Source organism: Bacillus sp. FSL K6-0923 (genome assembly GCF_038630825.1).
Classification (GTDB): domain Bacteria; phylum Bacillota; class Bacilli; order Bacillales; family Bacillaceae; genus Bacillus; species Bacillus pumilus.
Genome location: NZ_CP152044.1, coordinates 2,139,563 through 2,162,686, shown reverse-complemented (window position 1 = coordinate 2,162,686; position 23,124 = coordinate 2,139,563). Strand labels below are relative to the sequence as shown.

The following is a 23,124-nucleotide window of genomic DNA, read 5'->3' as shown; positions in this document are numbered from 1 at the left end:
ATAGGGACAGATAAAAAAATTGACCGCCTAAACCGCATGACAGTCTGCCCTTTGCAGGATACAATGAATAAAGAAGACGAAGTGACAATGAATCATGAGTCAAAAAGCAGGAGATGACATAAAAAAGTGAAAGAAGACATCATTCAATTATCTATCCCGACCCCTTTTGCTGTTGGGGATGTACATGCATATATTTTAAAAGGAGAAGCTGTGACTTTAGTGGACTGCGGGCCGATGACAGAAGAGGCGGAGCACGCCTTTGTCACGCAATTACATGAGCATCGTTTATCAATTGACGATATTGATCAAGTGGTGTTGACCCATCATCATGCAGATCATGTCGGTCTTTTAAATCTGATGAAACCTCATGTTCGTGTGATCGGACATGAGGTAAATGAGCCGTATATTAGCCAGGACCCTGTGTTTAAAGAGCATCAAATTGCTTTTACGAAACACTTTTTTCAGCAGTTAGGTGTGCCGCTTCGCCCTGATGAGTGTGAAAGAATCGTGAAGCAATCTTATACATATTCCTGTACTGCACATGTAGATGACGTCATCAAAGAAGGCGATCGGTTGAAAGGGCATGAACATTTTTTCGTCATGGAAACACCGGGACATGCACAATCTCATCTTTCCTTTCTAGATGAAACAACGGGCCACTTCATTGGTGGAGACCTTCTTTTGACGACTATTTCCTCAAACCCGTTAATGGAAGCGCCGTATGAAGGGGAGGAACGCCAAAAATCGCTGCTTCAATATAAAGCATCACTCAATCGATTACTTCATCTGCCGATCAAGACGATTTATCCAGGACACGGGCAGCTCATCACGTCTCATCATGAATTGATCGAAGAAAGATTTAAGAAACAAGAAAAACGGGCAAATGCGATGTATCAGCTGCTTAAACGAAAAGAAATGACTGCCTTTCATCTTTGCCGCAAGCTATTTCCAGTGCTGTATGAAGAGGCCTTGTTTTTAACGATGTCAGAGACAGTTGGGCAGCTGGATGTCCTCTTAGAAGCTGGACAAATTGAAGAAGTGCAAAAAGATGGAATTCTCTATTACAGGGCAAACTAAGGAGTGAAACGCATGGGGCGATTAACAGGAAAGAGAATATGGATTACAGGCGCATCTGGCGGCATTGGTGAAAAAATGGCGTACTTGGCAGCAGCAGAAGGCGCAGAGATCATTATTTCAGCAAGACGAATTGAAAAGCTGGTGGGTGTAAAAGAAAAGATTATGAGTGCTGGCGGGGTGTGTCACATCGTGGAGCTAGATGTCAGTCATCTTGAGGACATTGATCGCGCATATAAAGAAGTGGGGGCTGTTGACATTTTGGTGAACAATGCCGGTTTTGGTGCGTTTGATCTCGTTGAAGATGCGTCCATTGAGGAAATGGTGTCGATGTTTGAAGTAAACGTGTTTGGTTTAATCGCCTGCACGAAAAAGGTCATTCCAGAGATGAAACAAAGGGGACATGGACATATTATCAATATTGCCTCTCAGGCAGGAAAGATTGCCACCCCGAAATCAGCCATTTATTCTGCATCCAAGCATGCCGTCCTTGGCTTTTCAAACAGCCTCAGAATGGAGCTGTCAGACATCGGCATTCACGTCACCACAGTGAATCCAGGCCCGATTGCCACTGACTTCTTTACCATCGCCGATCGCAGCGGTGAATATGTGAAGAATGTTGAATTCATGATGCTTAGTGCGGACAAGGTGGCGGGGAAGGTCGTATCCGCTATGATGACGAAAAAAAGAGAGATTAATCTGCCTGGATGGATGAACACTGGCAGTAAATTGTATCAATTATTCCCATTTTTATTTGAAAAAGCAGCACGCAAAGCGATGATGAAAAAATAACAAAAAAGAAACCGGTCGTGAACTGGTTTCTTTTTTTTGAAGTAAGCCCGCCATTGTGACCGTCTTTTTATCTCCGCCTTGCTGCTTGCTGAAGCGGGTCCCACACACTGTTAAAAGGCGGTGCATAGCTAATATCTAAATCTTCAAGATCTGTTATGGTTAGCTGTTGGTAAAGAGCAGTTGCCATCACATCGATCCGTTTATCTACACCGTTTCTTCCGATGATTTGGGCACCGAGCAAGGTGTAGTCATCACTTCTGTAAAGCAGTTTGATTTTCATTTTTTGCGCATCTGGATAATATCCAGCGTGATCTGTACTGTCAATGGTGATGGTGGAAAAAGGAATATCAGCTGCTTGTGCTTCCTTTTCAGATAAACCCGTTCGTCCTGCTGTCATGCTCATAAATTTCATGACGGCAGTTCCAGTCACGCCTTGAAACGCCCGGTTTGTTCCCGTCATATGAAAACCAGCGATTCTTCCTTGTTTATTCGCCGTTGTGCCGAGCGGAATATAATCGAGTGATTGTTTGATGCGGTGATAAGTGGCTGCGCAATCCCCGGCAGCATAGATATCTTTTACATTGGTTTGCATGTATTCGTTTACAACAATGGCACCATTTGAAAGTCGTTTGATTCCTGTTTTGTCTAAAAAAGAGGTTTGCGGGGTGACGCCGATGGCCATGATGACCATATCTGTTCTTATGGTTTGTTTGTCTGTTTGAACAGCTGTGACACGTGACTCGCCCTCTAATGTCTGCACGGTTTCCCCGAGAGTCACGTGAATGCCTTGGGCATCCGCCTCTTCTTTCAGGTGCTTTGCCATATCGGGGTCAAAGCCCGGACCAAGTGTTGAACCCCGCTGAATGATATGTACATTTTTTCCCAGTGCTTTTAAATTTTCAGCCAGCTCTAAGCCGATATATCCACCGCCGATAATGGTGACATGTGTGATATTTTGTTTTAAGTGGTCTAAAATGGACAGCGCATGCGGAATGGTTTTTAATACGTGTACGCCTTCTAGCGGCTGATTATTTAAATTCAGTGTGACGGGGCTTGCTCCTGTCGCAATTAAGAGGCGGTCATAGCTTTCGGTAAAGGATTCTTTTGTTTTCGTATGAGCCCCTGACACCATTTTTTGCTTTGGGTCAATGGAGGTCACTTCGTGTAAGCATCTAGCATCAATTCCGTATTTGTCGCGAAATGTTTCAGCACTGCGTGCAATCAGCTTGCTGTGGTGATCAATGAGACCGCCGATCAAGTAGGGGAGGCCGCACTGTCCATATGAGAAAATCTCTCCTTTTTCAAAAGCGACAATATGTGCATCCGGGTCCTCTCGATATATTTGCATAGCACAGCTCATTCCTGCTGCATCTCCGCCAATGATCACATATTTCATTTGGTGTGCTCCCTTCTATCTATCGAACTGAATACTCTTATTTACCCTCATTTTCCTTTTTTTAATGCTTTTTTTTCGCAAAAGAAGCAAACTTTAGTGGAAAAATAAAGACAGCGCCTTCATTTTAAGCTACAATCGGATTATCGTCTTTTTGGTTACGAGTTTAGTGAAGATTGGTGGGAAAGACTTTGAGTGACACACGACTAGATTTTAATACTTTATATACACGTCATACAAGAGAGGCTTGGTCTGCTCTTGGAGAATATATGCCGGTATCTGTTTCAGAAGAGGAAGCAAGAGCACTTCAAGGATTAAATGACTATTTATCGCTTGAAGAAGTTCAAGATATTTACATACCACTTATTCGTTTTTTGACATTGCATGTTTTTGCAGAAAAACAAAAAAATCAGCATGTGAATGCCTTTTTAAACTACCCGCATCATGCGAAAATTCCTTTTCTAATTGGGATTGCTGGAAGTGTGGCTGTCGGGAAAAGCACAACGGCCCGTATCATCGAAACACTTTTATCGAGGCTTGGAGATGGACTGAAAGTGAGTCTTGTGACAACAGATGGCTTTTTGTATCCTCAAAAAGAATTAAAGGATCGAGGACTCATGGAAAAGAAAGGCTTCCCGGAAAGCTATGATGTCAAAGCCTTGTTGTCTTTTTTAAACGAATTAAAATCAGGGAAACAAACCGTGCATGCCCCGGTATATTCGCATCTGACTTATGACCGGCTTGAAGGTGTGTATGAAACGGTGGAAGATGCCGATATTGTCATCATTGAAGGAATCAATGTGCTGCAATCCCCAGCGCTGGATGATCTGAAGGATGAACCGCGTGTGTTTGTATCAGATTTCTTTGATTTTTCGATTTATGTAGATGCTGCTGAAGCGCAAATTCAATCATGGTATAAAGAACGGTTCCGTTTGCTGAGGGAAACAGCTTTCCAAGACCCTGAATCCTTCTTTCATCAATACAAAGATTTGACGGATGAAGAGGCAGATCACATGGCAAGCACAATTTGGAATACTGTCAATCGCCCTAATTTATATCAAAATATTTTACCGACAAAATATCGAGCTGATCTCATTTTAAAAAAAGGCGATCAGCATAAGGTGGAAGAGATCGCCATCCGCCGAGTATAAAGAAAAACCGCTCAAACGAGAGCGGTTTTTTTTAGTGACCTCCACTTACTTTTACAGCGACGGCAGCCGCCGTTCGTTTTTTTAGGCGGTAGTATCCGATGAGTAAGAACGGAACGCCTGCAGCAGTGACAATCGCCAAGACTGAAAAAATGGAAAGGGGATGGGATGCACCAAATAAATCAATACACAATCCTCCGACAAACGGTCCGACGACGCTGCCTAGCTGAGAAAACCCCATTGCGCCGAAGTATGATCCTTTCATTTCAGGTTTTGCAATATTGTCCACAAACAGATCCATCATTGCAAAGAGCAGTACTTCACCAATCGTAAACACGACAATGATAAAAGCAAGCGCACCGAGACTTTGTGAAAAAGCAATGGCAAACAAACTGCCTGCTAGAAGCAAGTTCCCAGTCGTTAACGACAAAATCGTTGAATAGCGCTTGGCGATCATAATCAGCGGGTACTGAATGACAATGACAACAACAGCGTTTAAGGATAAAAGATAACCAAATAGCTTAGGGCCATCCTCAATCATAGGCGATGCTGATAAATATTGAGGCAGTGTTGAACTTAGATGCGAATAGCCAAACGAACATAAAGTAACGCCAATGAGGATGATGCTAAAGACCGTATCTTTCTGAATAATGGAAAGAGCTTTTTTGACACCGATTTGTTTGGTGCTTTCTGGAGCAGCCACTGGATGCTTTTGAAATTGCCATGCCAGCGTTAATCCGTATAACAAGTAAATGAGGGCAGCGACGAGAAATGGAAAAGTCGTTTTTGATGACCCAAGATATAAGCCAAGCAGCGGGCCGAAAATGACACCAATGTTAATGGCTGTATACCGTAAATTAAACACAAACAACCGAATACTTGATGGGGTGACATCAGATAAGAGCGCCTTAGATGTTGGTTCAAACAGTGCCCGGCACAGTCCGTTTAAAGCGTTCATGATAAAGAAGACCCAAATGGCATCTGCAAATGCAAAGCCAACAAAGACAAGTGTCCAACCGAAGATTGATAGAAGCATGACCTTTTTTCTTCCGATACGATCAGAAATATATCCACCGTAAAAACTCGCAACGATCCCAATCAGAGAGCTAACGGCAATGATTAATCCAGCAGAAGAAGCTGAGGCGCCTTTGACTTGTGTTAAATAAACGGCCAAAAAAGGAATGCTCATGGACGTCGCCATTCGGCCAAATATGGTGCCGATGATGATCGTCCAACTAAGCGGATGTAGTGTACGTAAGTTATTTTTCATGCTGTTTCTCCCCTGAGTTTGTAAGATGTTCCAATCATACATGAAAAATTGTGCAAATTAAATACACAATTTGATGGAGGGGACATCCGCCATATGGCAGAGAAGCTTGATTAGCTCGTATTTGAAGACGCGTGCTTTTTTATTCCGGTGCTTTTATGACACTGATTCGTGCGGTCATTTGACCCCATTTAATCAAGGTCGATCGCGACGATTTGCTGCAAGGACAGGTTGAGAACATCTTCATCATTGATGATTTTTATGCGCTGCGTTTCATAATGAATGGCTTTTACCCAGCCCCAAAACTGCTCTTTCCTACCTTCTACGGCATATGTCACGCAAATCGCTTGATCCTCGGTAATCGACTGTGTGATCAAAAAATTCATTTCCTCCAGTTGATCGGTGCTCAGCGGGAGAGGGATGTATTCTTTTTTCTTCCGTTTTTGAGCAAGCAGCTGCTCCCGGTGCTCTGGAAGCATCATTCGGCTTGATTCCCACATGAGGTTGTATCCAGGTGTTAATTTATTGGGATTCATGGCTGTTCGCCTCCGTTATTTGTAATGTCCGCCAATTTTTTCGGCGCGGTGATACGCCTGCCCTGCGCTTGTCAGTGACGAAGCGTGCAGCAAGGCAGCAGGCCCATACTTTATGTGGATCGCATCAAATACTTTGCTGAGTTTGTCTTTTTGAACATGATGATCAAATAAATTTAGCTGATACTGACTGTCAGACTGCAGCTGTGAGAGAGTAATACCGACACTTCGAATGGGCTGACCATCCCAGTGCTGCTGGCATAACTGAATGGCTGCGTCTGCAATATCTCTCCCGTACTGTGTAGGCGAATGAAGCTTAGTTTGTCTATGAAATCCGGTCGGGTGAGAAAAATCAGCGCCTCTCACGCCAACAGACACTGTTTGACCAAGATAATGCTTAAAGCGTGCACGTCTTGCCACTTCTTCGCTCAATTCAAGAAGAGAGACTTTGATATCCTCAAAAGACGCATAATCATGGGGGAGAGTCATATGATGTCCCACCGCTTTTTGTTCATTATGTGTGTGAATGGTAACCGGAGAGGGATCATGCCCTAATGCTGTTCGCTGCAAAAGCTCTCCGTTGATTCCCCAGCGTTTTTTAAGCCGGTCTAACGGATAAGCAGCAAGCGTCCCAATGGTACTGATGCCCATTCGTTTTAAATGGTGCTCCATTCGTTTACCAACGCCAAATAATTTTCCAATCGGAAGCGGCCATAAATCAGCCGCAACACTGTCTGCGCGAAGTTCATAAATGCCAGATGTGTTTTTTTTAGCAAAATGGTCACAGGCCATTTTGGCGAGCACTTTATTAGGACCGATGCCAACACGTGCGTAAATACCCGTCTGGTTCATAATGGTTGTTTGTATATTTTGAGCGATCTCACGGGGAGAACCGAGTAGTGTCAGACTACCTGTAATATCGAGAAATTGTTCATCAATTGAATACGGTTCGACAAGATCTGTGTATTGTTCAAGCAGCTCTGTGATCATGACAGAGATATCAAGATAACGCTGCATACGGGGGCGTACGACGACAGCTTCGGGGCATTTCTCCTGTGCTTCCCATAATCTTGATGCATTTTGTACGCCCCGTTTTTTAGCAAGCGGGCAGGCAGCAAGTACGACCCCGCTCCGCCGCTCAGGATCTCCAGAAACGATGAGCGGTACATCCTTCAAGTGGGGAGCCTCCACTTTTTCGACTGACGCATAAAACGATTGCATATCCACAAGCAGAATGGCTCGTTCATTCATTATTTTCACCTCTTAGAACGTATGTTCTGTATTTATTGTAACCGTCAAGAGGCGAAATTGATACTGGTAAATCATTCAAAGAAAAGAGTGTAAAACCATATAAAAAAGACGAAGTGTCTTCCACTTCGTCTCATTTGATCAAACATATTTTTAAGCATGTGCTAAATTGTAAGATGTTTGGAGCGGCTCAGAACGCAAACGATAGGCCGTCAGTTTTTTCTTAGGCTTATGAGTAAATTGCCGCACCACATCCACGTGGTCATCGTAATGATACAGATAAAGGGTCACATCATGCTTGCCAAGCTTTGTTTGCATAGTAAGCGGCGCAGGCCCTTCCTGCGGACGAAGAAAGCGTTCTTCATCACCAGGATAAATATAATAGCGTTCAATAAAGATCGCATCATTAAAATGTTGAATAATTTCAGATGCTTGCTGATCATCGAGCGGACGATCTTCAAACATGATCGTTGTTTGATCACTTGTTACTTTTGCATGCACTGCATAACGGCTAAAAAGGCGTTCCACAACACCAGAAGGCAGCGAAGTGACAAGAAGCTTTAAAAGACTAAACACAACAAGTGAAGTAACAATCCAAACCAATATCATCATCTCCAATAAACATTTGTTACATTTCCTATATGAACCATCTTAACATACCAAAAGAATGAAACTTTCGCACAAAAAGTGAACTTTTTGAAATAAGTGTGAAGATTTAAAAGGAGATGACCGCGAAAGAACGAAGAATCAACAAAGCTGAAAGGAAAAAGGTTGACACGTGATCTTTACAAACAATAAATCGGACAGGTAGACTATTGAAACAACAGTTTTTTGTGAAAAAAGAGAGTGGTGGGGAGGTAGAGATTTGCGCGCAAAATTGCCGAAGCTATTTTTTGAACATTTTCAGCAAACAAGTTTTGTCGTCGTTGAAAAAGGTGAACTGATAGGCTTTTTAGTCGGTTTTTTATCGCAATCTCATTCAGATGAAGCCTACATTCATTTTGTAGGTGTACATCCAGACCATCGGAAATTAAAGATAGGAAAAATCCTATATCAAGCCTTTTATGATGTGGCAAAACAGGAAGGAAGAACAACCATTAAAGCGGTAACAGCCCCTGTAAATAAAGTATCGATTGCCTATCATGCAAAATTGGGCTTTCAAATTGAAAAAGGGGACAAAACTGTAGAAGGAATCTCCGTGTTTTCAGACTATGATGGAATAAATGAAGATCGTGTTTTATTTGTGAAAAAATTAGAGGCAATGCAATGATTGTCAATTTAGATCAAACAATAAGTGATGTAGCAAAGCAGATCTTACATATTCAACTAGCTGCATACCAACAAGAAGCTGAGCAAATTGGCTATGCCGATCTCCCACCATTAAAAGAGACCATTCAAGATGTAATGAAAGCAAAAGAGCAATTTATTGGTTTTGAGCAAAAGGGAATCTTACTAGGTGTTGCCTCTTATGAAGAGCAGAAAGATTATTTGATCATTAGTCGATTGGCTGTACATCCAAAAGCGCTAAAGCAGGGTATTGGAACAAGACTTATGTCCACAATTATGGAGAAAAATGTCCCTATAGAACTGACCACAGGGCAAAAAAACACCCCTGCAAAAAAGCTGTATGAAAAGTTAGGGTTTCTTGAAACAGGTGTGATTCATGTTGCAAAAGAGCTCACCTTATCAAAAATGACATGGACCCCGAGGCGAAAGGTTGAGGTTGTCGAATTCAAAAAAGAGTGGCATGAAGAATTCCATCAAGAAAAGCAGCAACTCAAGCAAATCATTCAAAAGAGCTGGATAGAAGGACATCATATTGGTAGTACGTCAGTTGAAGGACTTGTTGCCAAACCAATTATTGATATCTTAATAGAAGTAAGTCATATAAAAGAGATCGATAGAAAAAGAGAGAGCTTTGAACATCTTGGATATCAAGCGCTAGGTGAAAATGGCATAAAAGGGAGACGTTTTTTTCAAAAGGGTGGCTTGAATCGTACGCATCATGTCCATGTTTATGAGAGAAATCACCCTGATGTGAAAAGGCATTTATTGTTTCGAGATTACTTAAGGGCCCATCCAGAACGAGCTGTAGCGTATGCGTCTGTCAAGGAACAATTAGCAAATCAGTATCCGGAAGATATACAAAGCTATATGGCAGGAAAGAATGAAATCATAAAAGAAATAGAAAATGAGGCATATCACTGGGATAGAGAAGGAAGAGAGGGAGCTCTTTAAATAAGCTACCTCTTTTCCTCGTTAATTAGGAAGCTGAACATTGCCTTTTACAATATAGGCCTGTGAAGCAGCAGTAGATGGAAGAGCGGGTAATTTATCCTTTACAATGACCCCGCGGATATCTGTGATTCGAACAGGAAGAGATTTAGACCCCATATTAAATCCAAGGAAATGGTTGTAGTCTGTCTTTTCCATGTTCACCCATTGTCCATCTTTGTAATATTCCATTTTCATAATCGGATATTTATGATTGCGCACTTGAATCGCAGCCCACCACTCACTGCTGCCTTCTTTTATTCTGTAAGCTACATTTCCGCTAATCGGTGCTTTTACAATTTTCCAACTAATTGGGATTTTCCCATCTGCCATATTACCGATTTTGGCAAAGGCATTAGGAGAAAGATCAAGAGCTCCTTTTGCTCCTTCTGGATATTTATCGGTTACATACACAACGGTTTTTCCTTTTGGACCCTTTACTTCAAGGTAAGCGCCTGCAAGTGCCGCATTTACCCCTTTATAGTTATAGTCATGAGGATTTAAAGCCGTAATTTCCATGTCAGATGGAATAGGATCTAATAATGCAGCGCCCCCTGAGTAACCAGATCCCGTATAAGTCGCATAGCTTTCTCGTACTTCATCAAGGACAGATGACGCTTTCATGTTTGGCACAGCGAAACTCAACATAAATATCAGTGCCCCGATGAAGCAGAGAGATAATCTTTTTTTCACGATCTAAAACCTCCTGTTTATTCTTTTGAAATTGGTAGCGTCATCAGTATAATTCTAAAAAACAAGAAGCGAAAAGAGTCAATAGATAGATATAATCCTAGTGAGAAGAGCGTGTATTTCAAAGAATATGATTTTCGGATTTAGTCGTGTAGTCGTGTGTCATGTTTTATGGTGTTTTATGTGTTACAATGTAAGCATCAATTTAAAAAGGATGTTCTCCATGTATATTCACATCACAGAACTGGCTAAAACATATATAAAAAAACAGCAAATAGAAAACGAAACTAAGGAATTACTGCTTCGCTACGATTCAGAAGGTTGTGGCTGTGCAGTGAGTGGCGTACCAATGCTTTGGTTAACAAGTGAAAGAACAGGTGAATGGGAACAACTTAAAAATAGCCAACATTTAAAACTATATATACACATTGCACAGAAGGTATTTTTTGATGAGGAAATGACCATCGATTTTAATAAAAAAGCCAATACATTGATGCTGAAAAGTCCTCAGCAAATACTCAGTCCAAGAATGGGCATACTTGTAAAGTAAGGTGGAAACGTAGTGGATCAGAAGCTTAGAGTGATACAAAACACGGCACAAAATAAAACATGGGTGTCGTTTTTAAATAACAATCATCCCTATACCCTTTTGCACTGGTCAATAGGTGGAATGGATTCGGTGAAAAAGGATGTTTGGCTTCTTCAGGATGAAGTCACATTTGAAACGGAAGAGTTTCCAACACTCGAATTAGCTGTCAATTGGATCAAAGAGAATATGGAACAGGTAACAGATGTATTATAAAAGCCCTTTTTGACAAAAGGGCTTTTTTCGTGTCTTCATCACCTCACCAAGCAGCTGAGAATGTCTAATCTGTAAAATGATCTTTTGAAACGAAAAACCCCCATTTTATAACAAGCAATTCGACAAAATGAGAAAAATAGACATGAAAAAATCGTGAATATACATGCCGAAAAATAGGCAATGGAAGCGGTTATTGCGGGATACCGAAAACTTTGCGAAAAATGACATTTCATATTTCTTCCATTCGAGGAAATGTGATAGAATACAACATGTATCGTATATGAGAAGGGAGGTGCTAAAGTGAATTGAAGCTCAAGCTGTCATCGCCTCAGGTTGGAATCAAAATAAACGAATGGTATAGGCAGATTTGCGGATTTCATGTCATGAAAGCAGAGAAGCTGAAGGCCGAGATCGAGCAGGAAATTCTGGAGATGGAGCAAGATCAAAACTTGTTGCTGTTTTACCAGCTGATGGATTTTCGCCATAAGGTGATGCTTGAATATTTTGAACCGGCAAAGAAAGCCTCAAATGATGAAGAAATTAAAAACCTGCTAGAAACGATCGAACATTCGCAAACGAAATTAACGGACATGCTTGAATACTATGTTCATTTTTTCACAGGAATGTTTGAGTTTGAACAGCAAAACTATTTAAGTGCCATTGCCTATTACCGTTCAGCAGAAAAAAAGCTCAATCTCATATCAGATGATATAGAAAGAGCAGAATTTTACTTTAAATTAGCTGAAATATACTACCACATGAAACAAACCCACTTTTCGATGCACTATGCCTTGCAAGCGTTAAATACGTACTCTGCCTACAGAACGTACACGCTGAGAATCATCCACTGTGAATTTGTCATCGGTGCAAACTATGATGATTTGAAATGCTATGAACATGCATTGCCCTACTTTAAAAATGCTCTAAATCGAGCACGCTCAATTGGAAACCCTCGAGTCATAGGTTCGGCCCTTTTCAACTTAGGTAACTGTTATTACCAAATGAACAACCTTGCGGAAGCAAGCCGTTATCTGAAAGACTCTCTTGAAGTGTTTGAAAAGGAGAATTTAACCCATCTTAATCGCTCTCTAGACCCACTATTTATGCTCACCCAAATCCTGTTTAAACAAAAACAAATAGAAGAGTCGTTAACCCTCTATCAAAAAGGTATTATGAAAGCCTGTGAATTAGAAGATGAAATTTACATCTGCAAATTTCAGTTCTTAAAAGCATTATACGTTGATGCAGAAATAACGATCATAGACGATACATTAGACCTGCTTGAGGACAAGCGCTTATACCCAGACATTGAGGAATTGGCACTTGATGCGGCTCATTATTACAATGAGCTTGGGCTGTATGAAGCATCGACACGGTTTTACGAACGGAAGATTCAAGCCATATCAAAAATTCAAAATGGGGGTCATTTATATGAAAACGAGTTTGATAGTTCTTTTATTGGCAGCAACTGCAGGATTATCGGTCATGAGTCAGCAGCAATCGGAAGAGAGTCATATGGAACTGGCGGGCAGACACCATACAACAGTGGTGACTATCGCATAAGTTAGCTCAAAAAGAGGAGACGAACCGCTGTTCAATCTCCTCTTTTATCTTCATTTGATGCAAATTGTTGAAGGAATGCTTGAACTTCTTGTTCGTAAGCTTCTTTATTTTCACTAAAAGACATCGCATGCGCCCCGTGCGGCGCTATAAATAGCTGTTTATCACCTTTTTTTCGAGCATATAGCTGCTGACTCTGCTCGCATGGAATATAGTCATCATGAAGACTATGGATAAAAAGCACAGGTTCTCTCACCTGATCGATCACATCAAGCGGTGACACTTGCCGAATGCTGTATCCATCCCGCCATTTTAACACTCGATCACTTAGTGGAAGAATCCATTGCCCTGAAAGACGAAAATCTGTTTTTAATCGATAGAGAAGCTGATCCTCAAAAGAAGCAAAAGGACAGTCAGCTATGTAAAAATTGGCGCTTGCTTCCGGCTTTGCAGCATATAACAAAGTCGTGACTGCCCCCATTGATTCTCCATGTATGCCGATCAAGGCATTTTCTCCAAGTCTTTGTCTGAGCCACTTTACGACCTTCGCTAAATCTTCTTTTTCGTAGTATCCATAACTCGTGGTTTTTCCGCCGCTCATTCCATGTCTTCTATGATCATAAAGCATCACATTCCATCCAAGGTTTTGGAATAATTTCATATACTTAACGGAATTGATTAAACTAACCGTAACGCCATGACAAAGTACAATGGTGCGTGTTATATGTGGATGTGAGTGCGGCACAAAATAGCCATGAAGATCATAACCAAATGCTGAAGGAATACACACTTTCTCTTTGTTAAGCTGTTGAAACGCTTCATGATGATAATGCCCTTCATCTGATTCCCGTTTGATGAGCTCTTCATCTGTTAGTTTTCGAATATACATCATTTTATTGGTGAAAAAAATGCCGATTGCAATGAGCGGACATAATATGAAGGCAAGTATAGCGATCCATTTTTTCATCTAGCTGATTCTTCCTTTCCGAGGTTTTTTCTATGACGATCATACCACATGTTGGGAGAATGGCGTGACTCTTGCTCAGGAAATAAAACGGATGATACACTTAGAGGCAAAAGGAGAGAGGCACAATGAAAAAGAACAATGATCAAGCGAAATTAAAGGACGGCATAAACGAGGATCTCAAACAGCAGCTCCTTCAAATGAAGCAGAATCTGGCCGCCGAAACAGAAAAAAGAGAAGAACAAAAACGACAAGACCTCCTTCGGCAGCAGAAAGAAAAAGAAAAAAACAAAAGCTTCTCCGAGCTGCTAGATGAAAGTCATTTGGACTGGAGAAAATATAAAAGCTAAAAAAGGGAGCACTGATGCTTCTTTTTTTTATGTCATCAGCTTAGTGAGATAGATCATAATCAAGATTTAAAATGATTTAACACTAACCTTTAGGTAAGTACCTGTACTGAAAGTGCATACTTACATCTTTTCTTTATTCAATTTACTATTAAGATATAAATAAGATTTAAGGAGGACACATTGATGAAAACTCTTGTAATTATTGCACATCCGAATATAACAACTTCCGTTATGAATAAACGGTGGTTAGAAGAGCTTAAAAAATATCCGGAAAAATATACTATTCATGAATTGTATAAAGTCTATCCTAATGGAGCTATTGACGTGGAAAAAGAACAAAAAATGGTTGAATCACACGGTCAACTTATTTTTCAATTTCCTATACATTGGTTTAATTGTCCGCCGCTACTAAAAAAATGGCTTGACGATGTATTAACTTATGGATGGGCTTATGGCTCAAATGGAGGGGATAAATTAAAGAATCGTAAAATTGCTTTAGGTGTAACGGCAGGAATCAAAAAAGAAGATTATACAATAAATGGGAGATATACATATACCCTTGAACAAATATTAGTTCCATTTAAAACAACATTCCTGTATTGTAGTGCAGATTATCGTTCGCACTTTGCGTGTTATGGTAAAGAAAATGCGCCAGGGGGAAATGAAGAAGAAGAAAATGATTTTAGTACAAGCGAAATGGAAAAAAGCACTCAGGATTATTTGAATTTTATTGAAAGCATGTAATAGGTAGATTTATAAAAACTAAAAAAAGAAGTATTTCTCCATATAGGGGGATACTTCTTTTTATTCAATCAAATGAACTAGCTGCTCAGCACGTCCTATGAAGCAGGAGAACGATTCTTTTCCCCCCATTCGCACATCATATTTAGTAACGGAACAAGAGAAAGACCACGTTCAGACAAAGAATATTCAACTTTTGGAGGTATTTGAGGAAATTCTGTCCTTATAATAAGATCTTCTGCCTCCAACTCTTTTAGCATGATGCTTAGTGTTTTGAATGAAATGGAACCTATGCTTCGCTTTAGCTCATTATGACGCATCACTTTATTTTCAGACAGCCAATATATAATAATTATTTTATATTTACCTGCTATTAGGGACAAGGTATATCCAAATCCAGTGTCTTTTAATTCAACACCAGTCGGAACGCAGGTTTTGTTAACACTGTTATTTTCTAGTTCATTCATGATATTCTCCTTTCATACTTATTTTCGTTTTCTATTTATATACCAATTGAAAACACCTTTTGTTCAGCGATTCTTTTATATTTGAAGACGAACGCCTCTGATAAGCAACAATGGGTTCAATTTCTTAGCAATCGCTTGATCAATATTTCACATCGGATGATTTTTAGGAGCTCATTCATCTAATGTGACTATTTCGTCTTTCTTCTTTACCTTATTAAACAAAAAAGCTGGTAAACGGAGTCTATACGCTGAAAAGAAGACAAAGGGCTAAAAAAGATTATTTTAGCCTTTTGTCAACATTTTCTAATAGATCACATCAGGTGACCTCTTCTTTTATCTCATTTCAACCGGTGCGCCTCATACACAGATGGTTTTGTATAGTAAGTCAATGCTTTTACTTCTTGGTCACTTAAAGAACGTGCATTGGCCGCTGCCGCATTTTCTTTTAATTGTTCCACCGAGCTTGCGCCAAATACAACGGAACTGACCGCAGAATTATTAAGCAAATATTGAATGGACAGCTCTGTGAGTGATAGGTCATAAGCGACTTTCTTTAAAGAAGGAATAACCTGCTGTAGCTCGTCAAATGAATATTGAAGATAGCCGTTTTTTTGAATTGATGGACTTGCTTGTGAAAGTGGTTTTTCGGTTAAAAGCCCTTTTGCTAAAGGTCCTCTTGCCACGACACTAATGCCTTGTTCCTCAAGAAGAGAGAACCATTCCTCTGGACGGCGGTCGAGTAAACTATATTGCATCATTACACTGACGATGTTCGATTTTTTGGCGTATTCTTTAATGACGTTCGGACGGATAGAAGAGATGCCATAATAGCGAATAACGCCTTCTTCCACTAATTCTTCAAAAGCCTCAATCGTCTCATCAATAGGATCGTTGATCGTGCCTCCGTGCAATTGGTATAAATCAATATAATCTGTTTGCAGCCGCTTGAGGCTTTGCTTTACGGCTTCTTTTATGTACGCCTTTGAAGGGTCCCAGTTCCAGCCGGATTTGCCTTTTTCAAAGCGGTTCCCGCCTTTTGTGGCCAAAATTAAATCTTGCCGCCTGTTTTTAATCGCTTCCCCGACAATTTCCTCATTTGTTCCAAAATCATATAAATCGGCTGTATCCAAATAGTTAATTCCAAGATCAATCGCTTCATCTAGTAAAGAGAACGCTTTTCCTTTTTCTGTTCCTAGGGACATACATCCTAGAGCCGCTTCGCTCACCAAAAGATCCGATGTACCAATTCGTCTTTTTTTCAATTCCATCACACTCCTATTCCTTCACATTAAGTGAAAAAAATCTGGAATTCAAGCTAGGTGACTTCAAGTGGCGCATTGAAGCAAGCGTCCGCACTTCGCTTCTCTTAAATCATCTATGTTAAAATGAATGAAGTAAAAAGTGAAAGTAGAACGAGGAGCTGACAAAATTGAAGGACTTTGAAGAAAAAACATTATCGACTAAAGAATTATACAACGGAAAAATCATTGATTTGGTTCTTGAAGATGTACAATTGCCAAACGGAAAACAAGGCAAACGCGAAATCATCAAACATCCTGGTGCAGTAGCCGTCATTGCTCGGACAGACGAAAATAAAATCATCTTGGTCAAGCAATACCGTAAAGCACTAGAGAGAGCCATCGTTGAAATTCCGGCTGGTAAATTAGAGCCAGGGGAAGAGCCGGCACATACAGCACTGCGAGAATTAGAAGAAGAAACAGGATACACCACTCAGAAGCTTCAAAAGCTGACGGCCTTTTATACATCACCAGGTTTTGCAGATGAAATTGTCCACATGTATCTTGCAGATCAGCTAGTTCCGCTTGAAGAAAAAAGAGAGCTGGACGAAGATGAATTTGTTGAAGTGATGGAAGTTTCATTAGAAGAAGCCTTGCACCTCGTTGAAAAGCAGCATATTTATGATGCAAAAACAGCCTATGCCATTCAGTACTTACAACTGCAAGAGGTACTTAAGTCAACAAAATGAGGGAGTTTTTTGCAGACATCCATATTCATATTGGCAGAACAAGAACAGGCAGAGCTGTTAAAATTACAGGTGCAAGGTCACTGACTATTGACCAAATTCTCATTGAAGCAACGCAAAGTAAAGGGATGGGGATGATTGGTGTGATTGATGCACAATCTCCAGAAGTTCTAGAAGAATTAATAGAAGGTGTAGAGGAAGGCAAGTACACTGAACTAAGTGATGGCGGTCTCTCATTTGGACAGACCGTCCTGCTTTTAGGCAGCGAATTAGAAATTAACGATAACCATTCAAAAGGTCCGATTCACGTGCTTGCATTTATGCCCACACTGCGCAAAATGACTGAGTTCTCCGTATGGCTCGCGCTTCATATGAAAAATGTGCATTTAAGTTCACAGCGCCTCTATGTGGATGGGAAAACACTGCAGCATAAGGTCAAGGAGCTAGGAGGCTTATTTATTCCTGCTCATATTTTCACCCCGCATAAAAGCTTATTTGGCAAAGGAGTCAGCACGTCTTTAACGGAAGTATTCGATCCGGACCTCATTGATGCTGTTGAACTAGGACTTAGCTGTGATACGTCAATGGCGTCCCAGTTAAGCGAACTGAACCGTTATCCCTTTTTAACGAATTCAGACGCTCATTCTTTAGGGAAAATCGCGCGAGAATATACAAAAATCCGCATGGACCATGCCTCTTTTGCCGAATTTAAACTAGCCCTTGAAGGGAAAGAGGGGAGAGCCATCACAGGAAATTATGGGCTCGCCCCGCGGCTTGGGAAATACTATCATACAACCTGCGAGAAGTGCGGAGTAAGACCTCACGCGCTAGATCAAGAAAAGTGCCACGCATGCGGACATACACGGATGACAAAAGGAGTGAGTGAGCGTTTAAAGGAGCTTGCCGACCAAGAAAGTGACAATGGAACAAGACCTCCTTATGTTCACCAGCTTCCGCTTCAATTTATTCCGGGTGTTGGAGCCAAAACGCTGGAGAAGCTAAAAGCCGTGTTTCACACAGAGATGAATATCCTTCATCAAGCTACAGAACAAGAACTAAAAGCTGTCCTGCCAGAAAAAACAGCCAATTACATCATCAAAGCAAGAAAAGGTGAAGTCGAACTGATCGCTGGCGGGGGCGGCGTGTACGGTAAGGTGGATATCAATCATGAATCAAGTTAACTGGACATGTGAAACGTTTGAAGAATTGACAAAAGAGGATCTTTACCTAATCTTAATGGAAAGAGTCAATGTATTTGTTGTTGAACAAACATGCCCTTACCCTGAAATTGATCAACGGGACCAAGAAGCGCTTCATCTGATGGCAAAAGAGGACGGCATGATTGTGGCTTATTGCCGAATTTTCCAAAGTGGAATCATATACGAAGAGGCATCCATTGGCCGCGTTCTTGTGACGCAAGCAGGCCGAAAAAAGGGCTATGGAAAAATGCTGCTCAGCAAGGCTTTGGAAAAGCTGAGTGAATTAGGTGAAACAAGTGTCAAAATTCAGGCGCAGGCCTACTTGAAGTCGTTTTACGAATCCTTTGGATTTAAGGCCGTTTCTGATTGTTATGAGGAAGATGGAATTCCGCATCTTGATATGGTGAAAACAGAAAGATAGGCGTGTATACGTCTATCTTTTTTATGTCACATCGTGTATCATAACGTCAAAGAAAGGGGTTTTGCCAAATGAGAAAAAGCAATGCAAAGAAAAAACGAGAACATATTGAAAGGCAGCACAGCCGAAACCCGGAACTGTCGAGAGGAAACATTCCGCACTTTAGTACACATGAAAGAAAGACAAAAACAAAACAAGAAGCCTTTCAACACATGATGAATAAACATAAAAGAAGGAATGCTTATGATCACTATCAAGAGGATCATAAGCATTTTTATTTTGCTTTTTTGTGACAACCAGTTCAAATGGAAAAATTTTTAAAAATAGGACAAACGATCGTTTCTTTTTGTCTGAAAATGTAGTTAAATGACAAAAAGATGAAAGGGAGAGTGAGTATTGTGAACATCAAGTCAATTGGAGCAGGGCTTTGTATGGCAAGTATGATGCTGGCATCGGTCACGTTCGGCGCCTCACATATTTCTGCAAAGGAGCAAGCGAAAAAAGAGTACATGATCGGCTTTTCTTCTTCCGTTCAAGATCATACACAAAAACAGCTTGTTGAAAAAGCTGGTGGACATGTAAAAGAATCCATAGAGCAAATAGATATGATGAAAGTTTCTTTGAATGAGGCATCGAAAGAGAAACTAAATCGGGCAAAAGAAGTGACCTTCATTGAGGAGGACCAAAAGGCAAAAACAAACGGTCAAACGATTCCATATGGCATCAAAAGCATCAAAGCACAAAAGGTACATAAACGGGGATACGCTGGACAAAATGTCAAAGTAGCTGTTCTTGACAGCGGCATTGATGGCAAACATGAAGATCTACATGTCACTGGGGGAGTCAGCTTTGTTCCAACAGAGTCAGATCCGCTTGTTGACCCGCATGAACATGGGACGCATGTGGCGGGCACAATTGCAGCGTTAGATAATAAGGTAGGTGTCGTTGGTGTTGCGCCAAAAGCTTCTATCTATGCGGTCAAGGTGGCAGATGAAAATGGTGACGGCTACTATAGCTGGATCATTAAAGGAATTGAATGGGCCATTGAGAATGACATGGATATCATCAATATTAGTATGGGTGGAGCAAGTGAATCTGAAGCGCTGAAAGAAGCGGTAGATCGAGCATATGACAAGGGTATTCTCATTGTGGCTTCTGCTGGGAATGCAGGAAGTTATGGCTCTCTCAACACGGTTGATTATCCAGCCAAATACAGCTCAGTAATAGCGGTTGCTTCTGTTGACCAAAGAAAACAAAGAGCCTTTGATTCATCTGTCGGCGAAGAAGTGGAAGTTTCAGCACCGGGCGTTTCAACGCTCAGCACTATTCCCCATAATGAATATGGCTACAAGAGCGGAACATCCATGGCATCACCGCATGTAGCAGGTGCTGCGGCTGTCATTCTATCAAAACATCCGAATCTGACAAACGATGAAGTGCGCGAGAGACTTTCAAAAACGGCTGCACAGCTTGGAGACCCTTTTTACTATGGTGCTGGGCTTGTGAACGTACAAAAAGCGGCACGATAAATGAGAAGAGAGAGCAGTGTTAGGCTGCTCTCTCTTTTTTCTTTCAATAAAACTGTCATGTTTCGTAATCTCTCTCATAGAATCTAGTAACCTTTACTATTTGGGAGGAAGACGCATGCGGAAAAAGTCTTGGAAGGAACATCTTCTTCAGCACGTAAAAGACCATCTATCAATTTATTTGTTTGTCTCTGTACTCTTTTTAATGGGCGTGATCTTTGGGGCCATCATCGTCAATAGTATGACAATTAGTCAGAAAGAGGATTTATTCTATTATTTAAATCAATTTTTTGGTCAGCTGACAAATGAGAAAGCTGCAGAATCAAAAGAAATGTTTTTGCAAAGCTTCTTGCATCACATGAAATATTTAGGTCTTATGTGGATACTAGGAATATCTATCATTGGCCTGCCGCTCATCTTTCTCATGATCTTTTTAAAAGGAATTGTTGTTGGGTTTACAGTTGGTTTTCTAGTAAATCAAATGGGGCTGAGTGGCTTTTTCCTTTCGTTCGTATCGGTTCTTCCGCAAAACATATTACTTATTCCAGCCTATTTAGTGATTGGGACATGTGCGATTGCGTTTTCCATCCGTCTCATTGGGCAGCTGTTTATGAAAAAAACCATCAGTCAAGCACCTGTGCAGTGGTTCGCCCGGTATGCATCTGTTCTACTGATGATTTTAGCACTTGCTGCACTTTCGTCCTTTTTTGAATCGTACGTTTCCTTCATGCTCATGAAAAAGCTGGCAGGTGTTCTTTTCTCATGATTTTATAATTGTTATTAAGTAATAATCAATTTATTTATCAATTTAAAATGATTATAGTTGGCTCCCAGCACATCATTTGATATAATGGTCAAGTAATGTGGCGTAGGAGGGAAAGTCAATGGAAAATCGGATTGATCGAATTAAGAAACAGCTTCATTCTTCCAGCTATAAGCTCACGCCACAGCGTGAAGCAACAGTAAGAGTACTGCTTGAGAATGAAGAAGACCATTTAAGTGCAGAAGATGTATACCTCCTCGTAAAAGAGAAGTCTCCTGAAATTGGTCTTGCTACTGTTTATCGAACGTTAGAATTGCTAACTGAACTGAAAGTTGTTGATAAAATTAACTTTGGAGACGGCGTTTCGCGATATGATCTTCGCAAAGAAGGAGCCGCTCACTTCCATCATCATCTTGTCTGCATGGAATGCGGGACAGTCGATGAGATAGAAGATGATTTATTAGAAGATGTTGAAGAGATTATTGAACGTGACTGGAAATTTAAAATTAAGGATCATAGATTGACATTCCATGGTATTTGCCACCGGTGTCATGATGATGAATCCGGCAATTAATCCGAATTGGAACCTTTTCATTTAAGATGAAGAGGTTTTTTGCATTTTCGCTGTATATTCCTTGTCCCACCGGGCATATGCTGAAGTAATGAGAAGCTGAGAAAGGACATGAGAATCATGCGGAAATGGCTCAAAACAACAGGTGAAGTGATGAAGGTATTTATCTTGTTCACTGGTTTTACCGTCCTGTTCTATTATGCTATGATATGGATAAATTCAGAATATGAAAGCTACCATCGTTATGATAAACCAGAGGGTGCAGCAATTAAAGTGATGGAAATGGATCAGCCGAATCAAGACAACTGGCAAGACCGATTGATTTATTTTTATCAAAACGGGGAGTAGAAATCATTGAACGATCAATTATCCGACTTTATTCATTTTATGACAGTAGAGAGAGGACTCTCTGAAAATACCATTGTTTCTTATAAACGAGATTTACAGAACTACTTGTCTTTTTTAATGACACATGAGCAGCTGACGGATATAAAAGATGTCACGCGCCTGCATATCATTCATTATTTAAAAAAGCTAAAAGAGGAAGGGAAATCGAGCAAAACGTCAGTGCGGCATCTCTCCTCGATCCGGTCCTTCCACCAATTTCTGCTCCGGGAAAAAGTGACCACAGATGATCCGTCATGGAACATTGAAACGCAAAAAACAGAGCGGAAATTACCGAAAGTTCTATCACTAGGGGAAGTCGAAAAATTGCTTGATACACCAAATCAGCACACTCCATTTGACTACCGTGACAAAGCGATGCTCGAACTCTTATATGCAACTGGCATTCGCGTCAGTGAAATGCTGGATTTGACCCTTGCCGATGTACACCTCACAATGGGCTTTATCCGTTGTTTCGGTAAAGGAAGAAAAGAGCGGATTGTGCCAATTGGTGAAGCAGCTGCAAGTGCGATTGAAGAATATCTCGAAAAGGGAAGAAGCAAGCTGTTAAAAAAACAGCCGGCAGATGCCTTATTCCTCAATCATCACGGGAAAAAAATGTCGCGGCAAGGTTTCTGGAAGAATTTGAAAAAAAGAGCTCTCGAAGCAGGGATTCAAAAGGAACTCACACCCCATACACTCAGGCATTCATTTGCAACACATCTGCTTGAAAACGGTGCCGACCTAAGAGCTGTGCAGGAGATGCTCGGGCATGCTGATATCTCGACAACACAAATTTATACACATGTGACGAAAACAAGATTGAAAGATGTGTATCACAAATTCCATCCAAGGGCATAAGTAAAGCATGGCACGGTGAACGTGTGTCATGCTTTTTCATGTTTGCACCGTTTATGGTTGTCAATCGGCTTGTAAACGGTTTATACTTGAGATGTCAGACCTCTCTTTTTGAAAG

General features: G+C 40.8%; 28 protein-coding genes. 19 read left to right on the top strand and 9 right to left on the bottom strand.

All coding sequences use genetic code 11. The features are described from left to right. The first annotated feature begins 126 nt into the window (after nt 1-126). Complete coding sequence (locus tag MHI16_RS10965) at nt 127-1,077, top strand: MBL fold metallo-hydrolase (protein WP_268466017.1); 951 nt, start codon at nt 127-129, stop codon at nt 1,075-1,077. 12 nt (nt 1,078-1,089) lie between these two features. Next, a complete protein-coding gene (locus MHI16_RS10960; protein WP_180310553.1) occupies nt 1,090-1,866 on the top strand; it encodes an SDR family oxidoreductase in 777 nt (258 codons plus the stop codon). A 67-nt stretch (nt 1,867-1,933) separates the two neighbouring features. On the opposite strand, the gene MHI16_RS10955 is transcribed toward MHI16_RS10960, so the two are convergent. After that, nucleotides 1,934-3,262, bottom strand: a complete 1,329-nt coding sequence (locus tag MHI16_RS10955) for a CoA-disulfide reductase (protein ID WP_268466014.1) — start codon at nt 3,260-3,262, stop codon at nt 1,934-1,936. A 188-nt stretch (nt 3,263-3,450) separates the two neighbouring features. Here MHI16_RS10955 and coaA point away from each other — a divergent pair, with 188 nt between their 5' ends. Continuing rightward, nucleotides 3,451-4,410, top strand: coding sequence for a type I pantothenate kinase (gene coaA / locus MHI16_RS10950; RefSeq protein WP_058014749.1), 960 nt, complete (start codon nt 3,451-3,453; stop codon nt 4,408-4,410). 31 nt (nt 4,411-4,441) lie between these two features. Here coaA and MHI16_RS10945 read toward each other — a convergent pair whose 3' ends face one another. The 4 genes from MHI16_RS10945 to MHI16_RS10930 all read right to left on the bottom strand — a co-directional run bounded on the left by MHI16_RS10945 (nt 4,442) and on the right by MHI16_RS10930 (nt 8,058). Next, nucleotides 4,442-5,677 carry an MFS transporter gene (locus MHI16_RS10945; protein WP_058014750.1) on the bottom strand — a complete coding sequence of 412 codons (1,236 nt, stop codon included), beginning with the start codon at nt 5,675-5,677 and terminating at the stop codon, nt 4,442-4,444. Between the two features lie 188 nt (nt 5,678-5,865). Continuing rightward, nucleotides 5,866-6,210 carry a YolD-like family protein gene (locus MHI16_RS10940; RefSeq protein ID WP_058014751.1) on the bottom strand — a complete coding sequence of 115 codons (345 nt, stop codon included), beginning with the start codon at nt 6,208-6,210 and terminating at the stop codon, nt 5,866-5,868. A 15-nt stretch (nt 6,211-6,225) separates the two neighbouring features. Continuing rightward, nucleotides 6,226-7,458, bottom strand: coding sequence for a DNA polymerase IV (locus MHI16_RS10935; protein WP_058014752.1), 1,233 nt, complete (start codon nt 7,456-7,458; stop codon nt 6,226-6,228). Nucleotides 7,459-7,608: 150 nt separating this feature from the next. Beyond that, nucleotides 7,609-8,058, bottom strand: a complete 450-nt coding sequence (locus MHI16_RS10930) for a YfmQ family protein (RefSeq protein ID WP_061408447.1) — start codon at nt 8,056-8,058, stop codon at nt 7,609-7,611. Between the two features lie 211 nt (nt 8,059-8,269). Between MHI16_RS10930 and MHI16_RS10925 the strand changes: the two genes are divergently transcribed. After that, nucleotides 8,270-8,725 carry a GNAT family N-acetyltransferase gene (locus tag MHI16_RS10925; protein WP_268466470.1) on the top strand — a complete coding sequence of 152 codons (456 nt, stop codon included), beginning with the start codon at nt 8,270-8,272 and terminating at the stop codon, nt 8,723-8,725. Beyond that, entirely contained in the window at nt 8,722-9,693 is a 972-nt protein-coding gene (locus MHI16_RS10920) for a GNAT family N-acetyltransferase (protein ID WP_144462790.1), read from the top strand. The genes MHI16_RS10925 and MHI16_RS10920 overlap by 4 nt, the downstream gene beginning before the upstream one ends. Before the next feature lie 21 nt (nt 9,694-9,714). Here MHI16_RS10920 and MHI16_RS10915 read toward each other — a convergent pair whose 3' ends face one another. Continuing rightward, nucleotides 9,715-10,422, bottom strand: coding sequence for an expansin EXLX1 family cellulose-binding protein (locus MHI16_RS10915; RefSeq protein ID WP_058014755.1), 708 nt, complete (start codon nt 10,420-10,422; stop codon nt 9,715-9,717). 220 nt (nt 10,423-10,642) lie between these two features. On the opposite strand from MHI16_RS10915, the gene MHI16_RS10910 reads away from it, so the two are divergent. The 3 genes from MHI16_RS10910 to MHI16_RS10900 all read left to right on the top strand — a co-directional run bounded on the left by MHI16_RS10910 (nt 10,643) and on the right by MHI16_RS10900 (nt 12,789). Further along, nucleotides 10,643-10,969, top strand: a complete 327-nt coding sequence (locus tag MHI16_RS10910; RefSeq protein ID WP_058014756.1) for an iron-sulfur cluster biosynthesis family protein — start codon at nt 10,643-10,645, stop codon at nt 10,967-10,969. Between the two features lie 12 nt (nt 10,970-10,981). Next, nucleotides 10,982-11,221, top strand: a complete 240-nt coding sequence (locus MHI16_RS10905; protein WP_003215790.1) for a YqkC family protein — start codon at nt 10,982-10,984, stop codon at nt 11,219-11,221. Nucleotides 11,222-11,526: 305 nt separating this feature from the next. Then, complete coding sequence (locus MHI16_RS10900; RefSeq protein WP_058014757.1) at nt 11,527-12,789, top strand: Rap family tetratricopeptide repeat protein; 1,263 nt, start codon at nt 11,527-11,529, stop codon at nt 12,787-12,789. Between the two features lie 26 nt (nt 12,790-12,815). Here the strand turns inward: MHI16_RS10900 and MHI16_RS10895 are convergent, their stop codons facing one another. Continuing rightward, nucleotides 12,816-13,748, bottom strand: a complete 933-nt coding sequence (locus MHI16_RS10895; RefSeq protein ID WP_268466005.1) for an alpha/beta hydrolase — start codon at nt 13,746-13,748, stop codon at nt 12,816-12,818. A 125-nt stretch (nt 13,749-13,873) separates the two neighbouring features. Between MHI16_RS10895 and MHI16_RS10890 the strand changes: the two genes are divergently transcribed. Beyond that, nucleotides 13,874-14,095 carry a YqkE family protein gene (locus MHI16_RS10890; RefSeq protein ID WP_044141056.1) on the top strand — a complete coding sequence of 74 codons (222 nt, stop codon included), beginning with the start codon at nt 13,874-13,876 and terminating at the stop codon, nt 14,093-14,095. 183 nt (nt 14,096-14,278) lie between these two features. Further along, complete coding sequence (locus tag MHI16_RS10885; protein ID WP_058014759.1) at nt 14,279-14,839, top strand: NAD(P)H-dependent oxidoreductase; 561 nt, start codon at nt 14,279-14,281, stop codon at nt 14,837-14,839. A gap of 95 nt (nt 14,840-14,934) precedes the next feature. Here MHI16_RS10885 and MHI16_RS10880 read toward each other — a convergent pair whose 3' ends face one another. Together MHI16_RS10880 and MHI16_RS10875 are read right to left on the bottom strand one after the other, a co-directional pair. Next, on the bottom strand, nt 14,935-15,303 hold the full coding sequence (locus tag MHI16_RS10880) for a helix-turn-helix domain-containing protein (protein ID WP_169057048.1): 369 nt from the start codon (nt 15,301-15,303) through the stop codon (nt 14,935-14,937). Between the two features lie 338 nt (nt 15,304-15,641). Then, entirely contained in the window at nt 15,642-16,565 is a 924-nt protein-coding gene (locus MHI16_RS10875; RefSeq protein WP_268466002.1) for an aldo/keto reductase, read from the bottom strand. A gap of 167 nt (nt 16,566-16,732) precedes the next feature. Between MHI16_RS10875 and MHI16_RS10870 the strand changes: the two genes are divergently transcribed. The 9 genes from MHI16_RS10870 to xerD all read left to right on the top strand — a co-directional run bounded on the left by MHI16_RS10870 (nt 16,733) and on the right by xerD (nt 23,009). Then, entirely contained in the window at nt 16,733-17,290 is a 558-nt protein-coding gene (locus tag MHI16_RS10870) for an NUDIX hydrolase (RefSeq protein WP_342497954.1), read from the top strand. Then, a complete protein-coding gene (locus MHI16_RS10865) occupies nt 17,287-18,468 on the top strand; it encodes a TIGR00375 family protein (protein ID WP_268466000.1) in 1,182 nt (393 codons plus the stop codon). Before MHI16_RS10870 ends, MHI16_RS10865 begins: the two co-directional genes overlap by 4 nt. Then, complete coding sequence (locus MHI16_RS10860; protein WP_268465998.1) at nt 18,455-18,907, top strand: GNAT family N-acetyltransferase; 453 nt, start codon at nt 18,455-18,457, stop codon at nt 18,905-18,907. Before MHI16_RS10865 ends, MHI16_RS10860 begins: the two co-directional genes overlap by 14 nt. 68 nt (nt 18,908-18,975) lie before the next feature. Then, a complete protein-coding gene (locus MHI16_RS10855; RefSeq protein WP_268465996.1) occupies nt 18,976-19,197 on the top strand; it encodes a hypothetical protein in 222 nt (73 codons plus the stop codon). A gap of 105 nt (nt 19,198-19,302) precedes the next feature. Further along, nucleotides 19,303-20,433, top strand: coding sequence for a S8 family peptidase (locus MHI16_RS10850; RefSeq protein WP_081042312.1), 1,131 nt, complete (start codon nt 19,303-19,305; stop codon nt 20,431-20,433). A gap of 115 nt (nt 20,434-20,548) precedes the next feature. Beyond that, complete coding sequence (spoIIM, locus tag MHI16_RS10845; protein ID WP_034661156.1) at nt 20,549-21,196, top strand: stage II sporulation protein M; 648 nt, start codon at nt 20,549-20,551, stop codon at nt 21,194-21,196. A gap of 118 nt (nt 21,197-21,314) precedes the next feature. Next, entirely contained in the window at nt 21,315-21,767 is a 453-nt protein-coding gene (gene fur, locus MHI16_RS10840; protein ID WP_058014766.1) for a ferric iron uptake transcriptional regulator, read from the top strand. Between the two features lie 117 nt (nt 21,768-21,884). After that, a complete protein-coding gene (locus tag MHI16_RS10835) occupies nt 21,885-22,112 on the top strand; it encodes a YqzK family protein (protein WP_003215798.1) in 228 nt (75 codons plus the stop codon). A gap of 6 nt (nt 22,113-22,118) precedes the next feature. Continuing rightward, nucleotides 22,119-23,009: a site-specific tyrosine recombinase XerD gene (xerD, locus tag MHI16_RS10830; protein ID WP_003215982.1), complete on the top strand. Its 891-nt coding sequence runs from the start codon at nt 22,119-22,121 to the stop codon at nt 23,007-23,009. Nucleotides 23,010-23,124: the final 115 nt, after the last annotated feature.

Excerpts from the sequence above, each read along its gene's own strand:
- MHI16_RS10835 (WP_003215798.1), top strand. The coding sequence starts at position 21,885 with ATGCGGAAATGGCTCAAAACAACAGGTGAAGTGATGAAGGTATTTATC.
- MHI16_RS10945 (WP_058014750.1), bottom strand. The coding sequence starts at position 5,677 with ATGAAAAATAACTTACGTACACTACATCCGCTTAGTTGGACGATCATC.
- MHI16_RS10920 (WP_144462790.1), top strand. The coding sequence starts at position 8,722 with ATGATTGTCAATTTAGATCAAACAATAAGTGATGTAGCAAAGCAGATC.
- MHI16_RS10865 (WP_268466000.1), top strand. The coding sequence starts at position 17,287 with ATGAGGGAGTTTTTTGCAGACATCCATATTCATATTGGCAGAACAAGA.
- MHI16_RS10955 (WP_268466014.1), bottom strand. The coding sequence starts at position 3,262 with ATGAAATATGTGATCATTGGCGGAGATGCAGCAGGAATGAGCTGTGCT.
- MHI16_RS10890 (WP_044141056.1), top strand. The coding sequence starts at position 13,874 with ATGAAAAAGAACAATGATCAAGCGAAATTAAAGGACGGCATAAACGAG.
- MHI16_RS10860 (WP_268465998.1), top strand. The coding sequence starts at position 18,455 with ATGAATCAAGTTAACTGGACATGTGAAACGTTTGAAGAATTGACAAAA.
- fur (WP_058014766.1), top strand. The coding sequence starts at position 21,315 with ATGGAAAATCGGATTGATCGAATTAAGAAACAGCTTCATTCTTCCAGC.
- MHI16_RS10935 (WP_058014752.1), bottom strand. The coding sequence starts at position 7,458 with ATGAATGAACGAGCCATTCTGCTTGTGGATATGCAATCGTTTTATGCG.
- MHI16_RS10895 (WP_268466005.1), bottom strand. The coding sequence starts at position 13,748 with ATGAAAAAATGGATCGCTATACTTGCCTTCATATTATGTCCGCTCATT.
- MHI16_RS10855 (WP_268465996.1), top strand. The coding sequence starts at position 18,976 with ATGAGAAAAAGCAATGCAAAGAAAAAACGAGAACATATTGAAAGGCAG.
- MHI16_RS10910 (WP_058014756.1), top strand. The coding sequence starts at position 10,643 with ATGTATATTCACATCACAGAACTGGCTAAAACATATATAAAAAAACAG.
- MHI16_RS10885 (WP_058014759.1), top strand. The coding sequence starts at position 14,279 with ATGAAAACTCTTGTAATTATTGCACATCCGAATATAACAACTTCCGTT.
- MHI16_RS10940 (WP_058014751.1), bottom strand. The coding sequence starts at position 6,210 with ATGAATCCCAATAAATTAACACCTGGATACAACCTCATGTGGGAATCA.
- spoIIM (WP_034661156.1), top strand. The coding sequence starts at position 20,549 with ATGCGGAAAAAGTCTTGGAAGGAACATCTTCTTCAGCACGTAAAAGAC.
- MHI16_RS10880 (WP_169057048.1), bottom strand. The coding sequence starts at position 15,303 with ATGAATGAACTAGAAAATAACAGTGTTAACAAAACCTGCGTTCCGACT.
- MHI16_RS10960 (WP_180310553.1), top strand. The coding sequence starts at position 1,090 with ATGGGGCGATTAACAGGAAAGAGAATATGGATTACAGGCGCATCTGGC.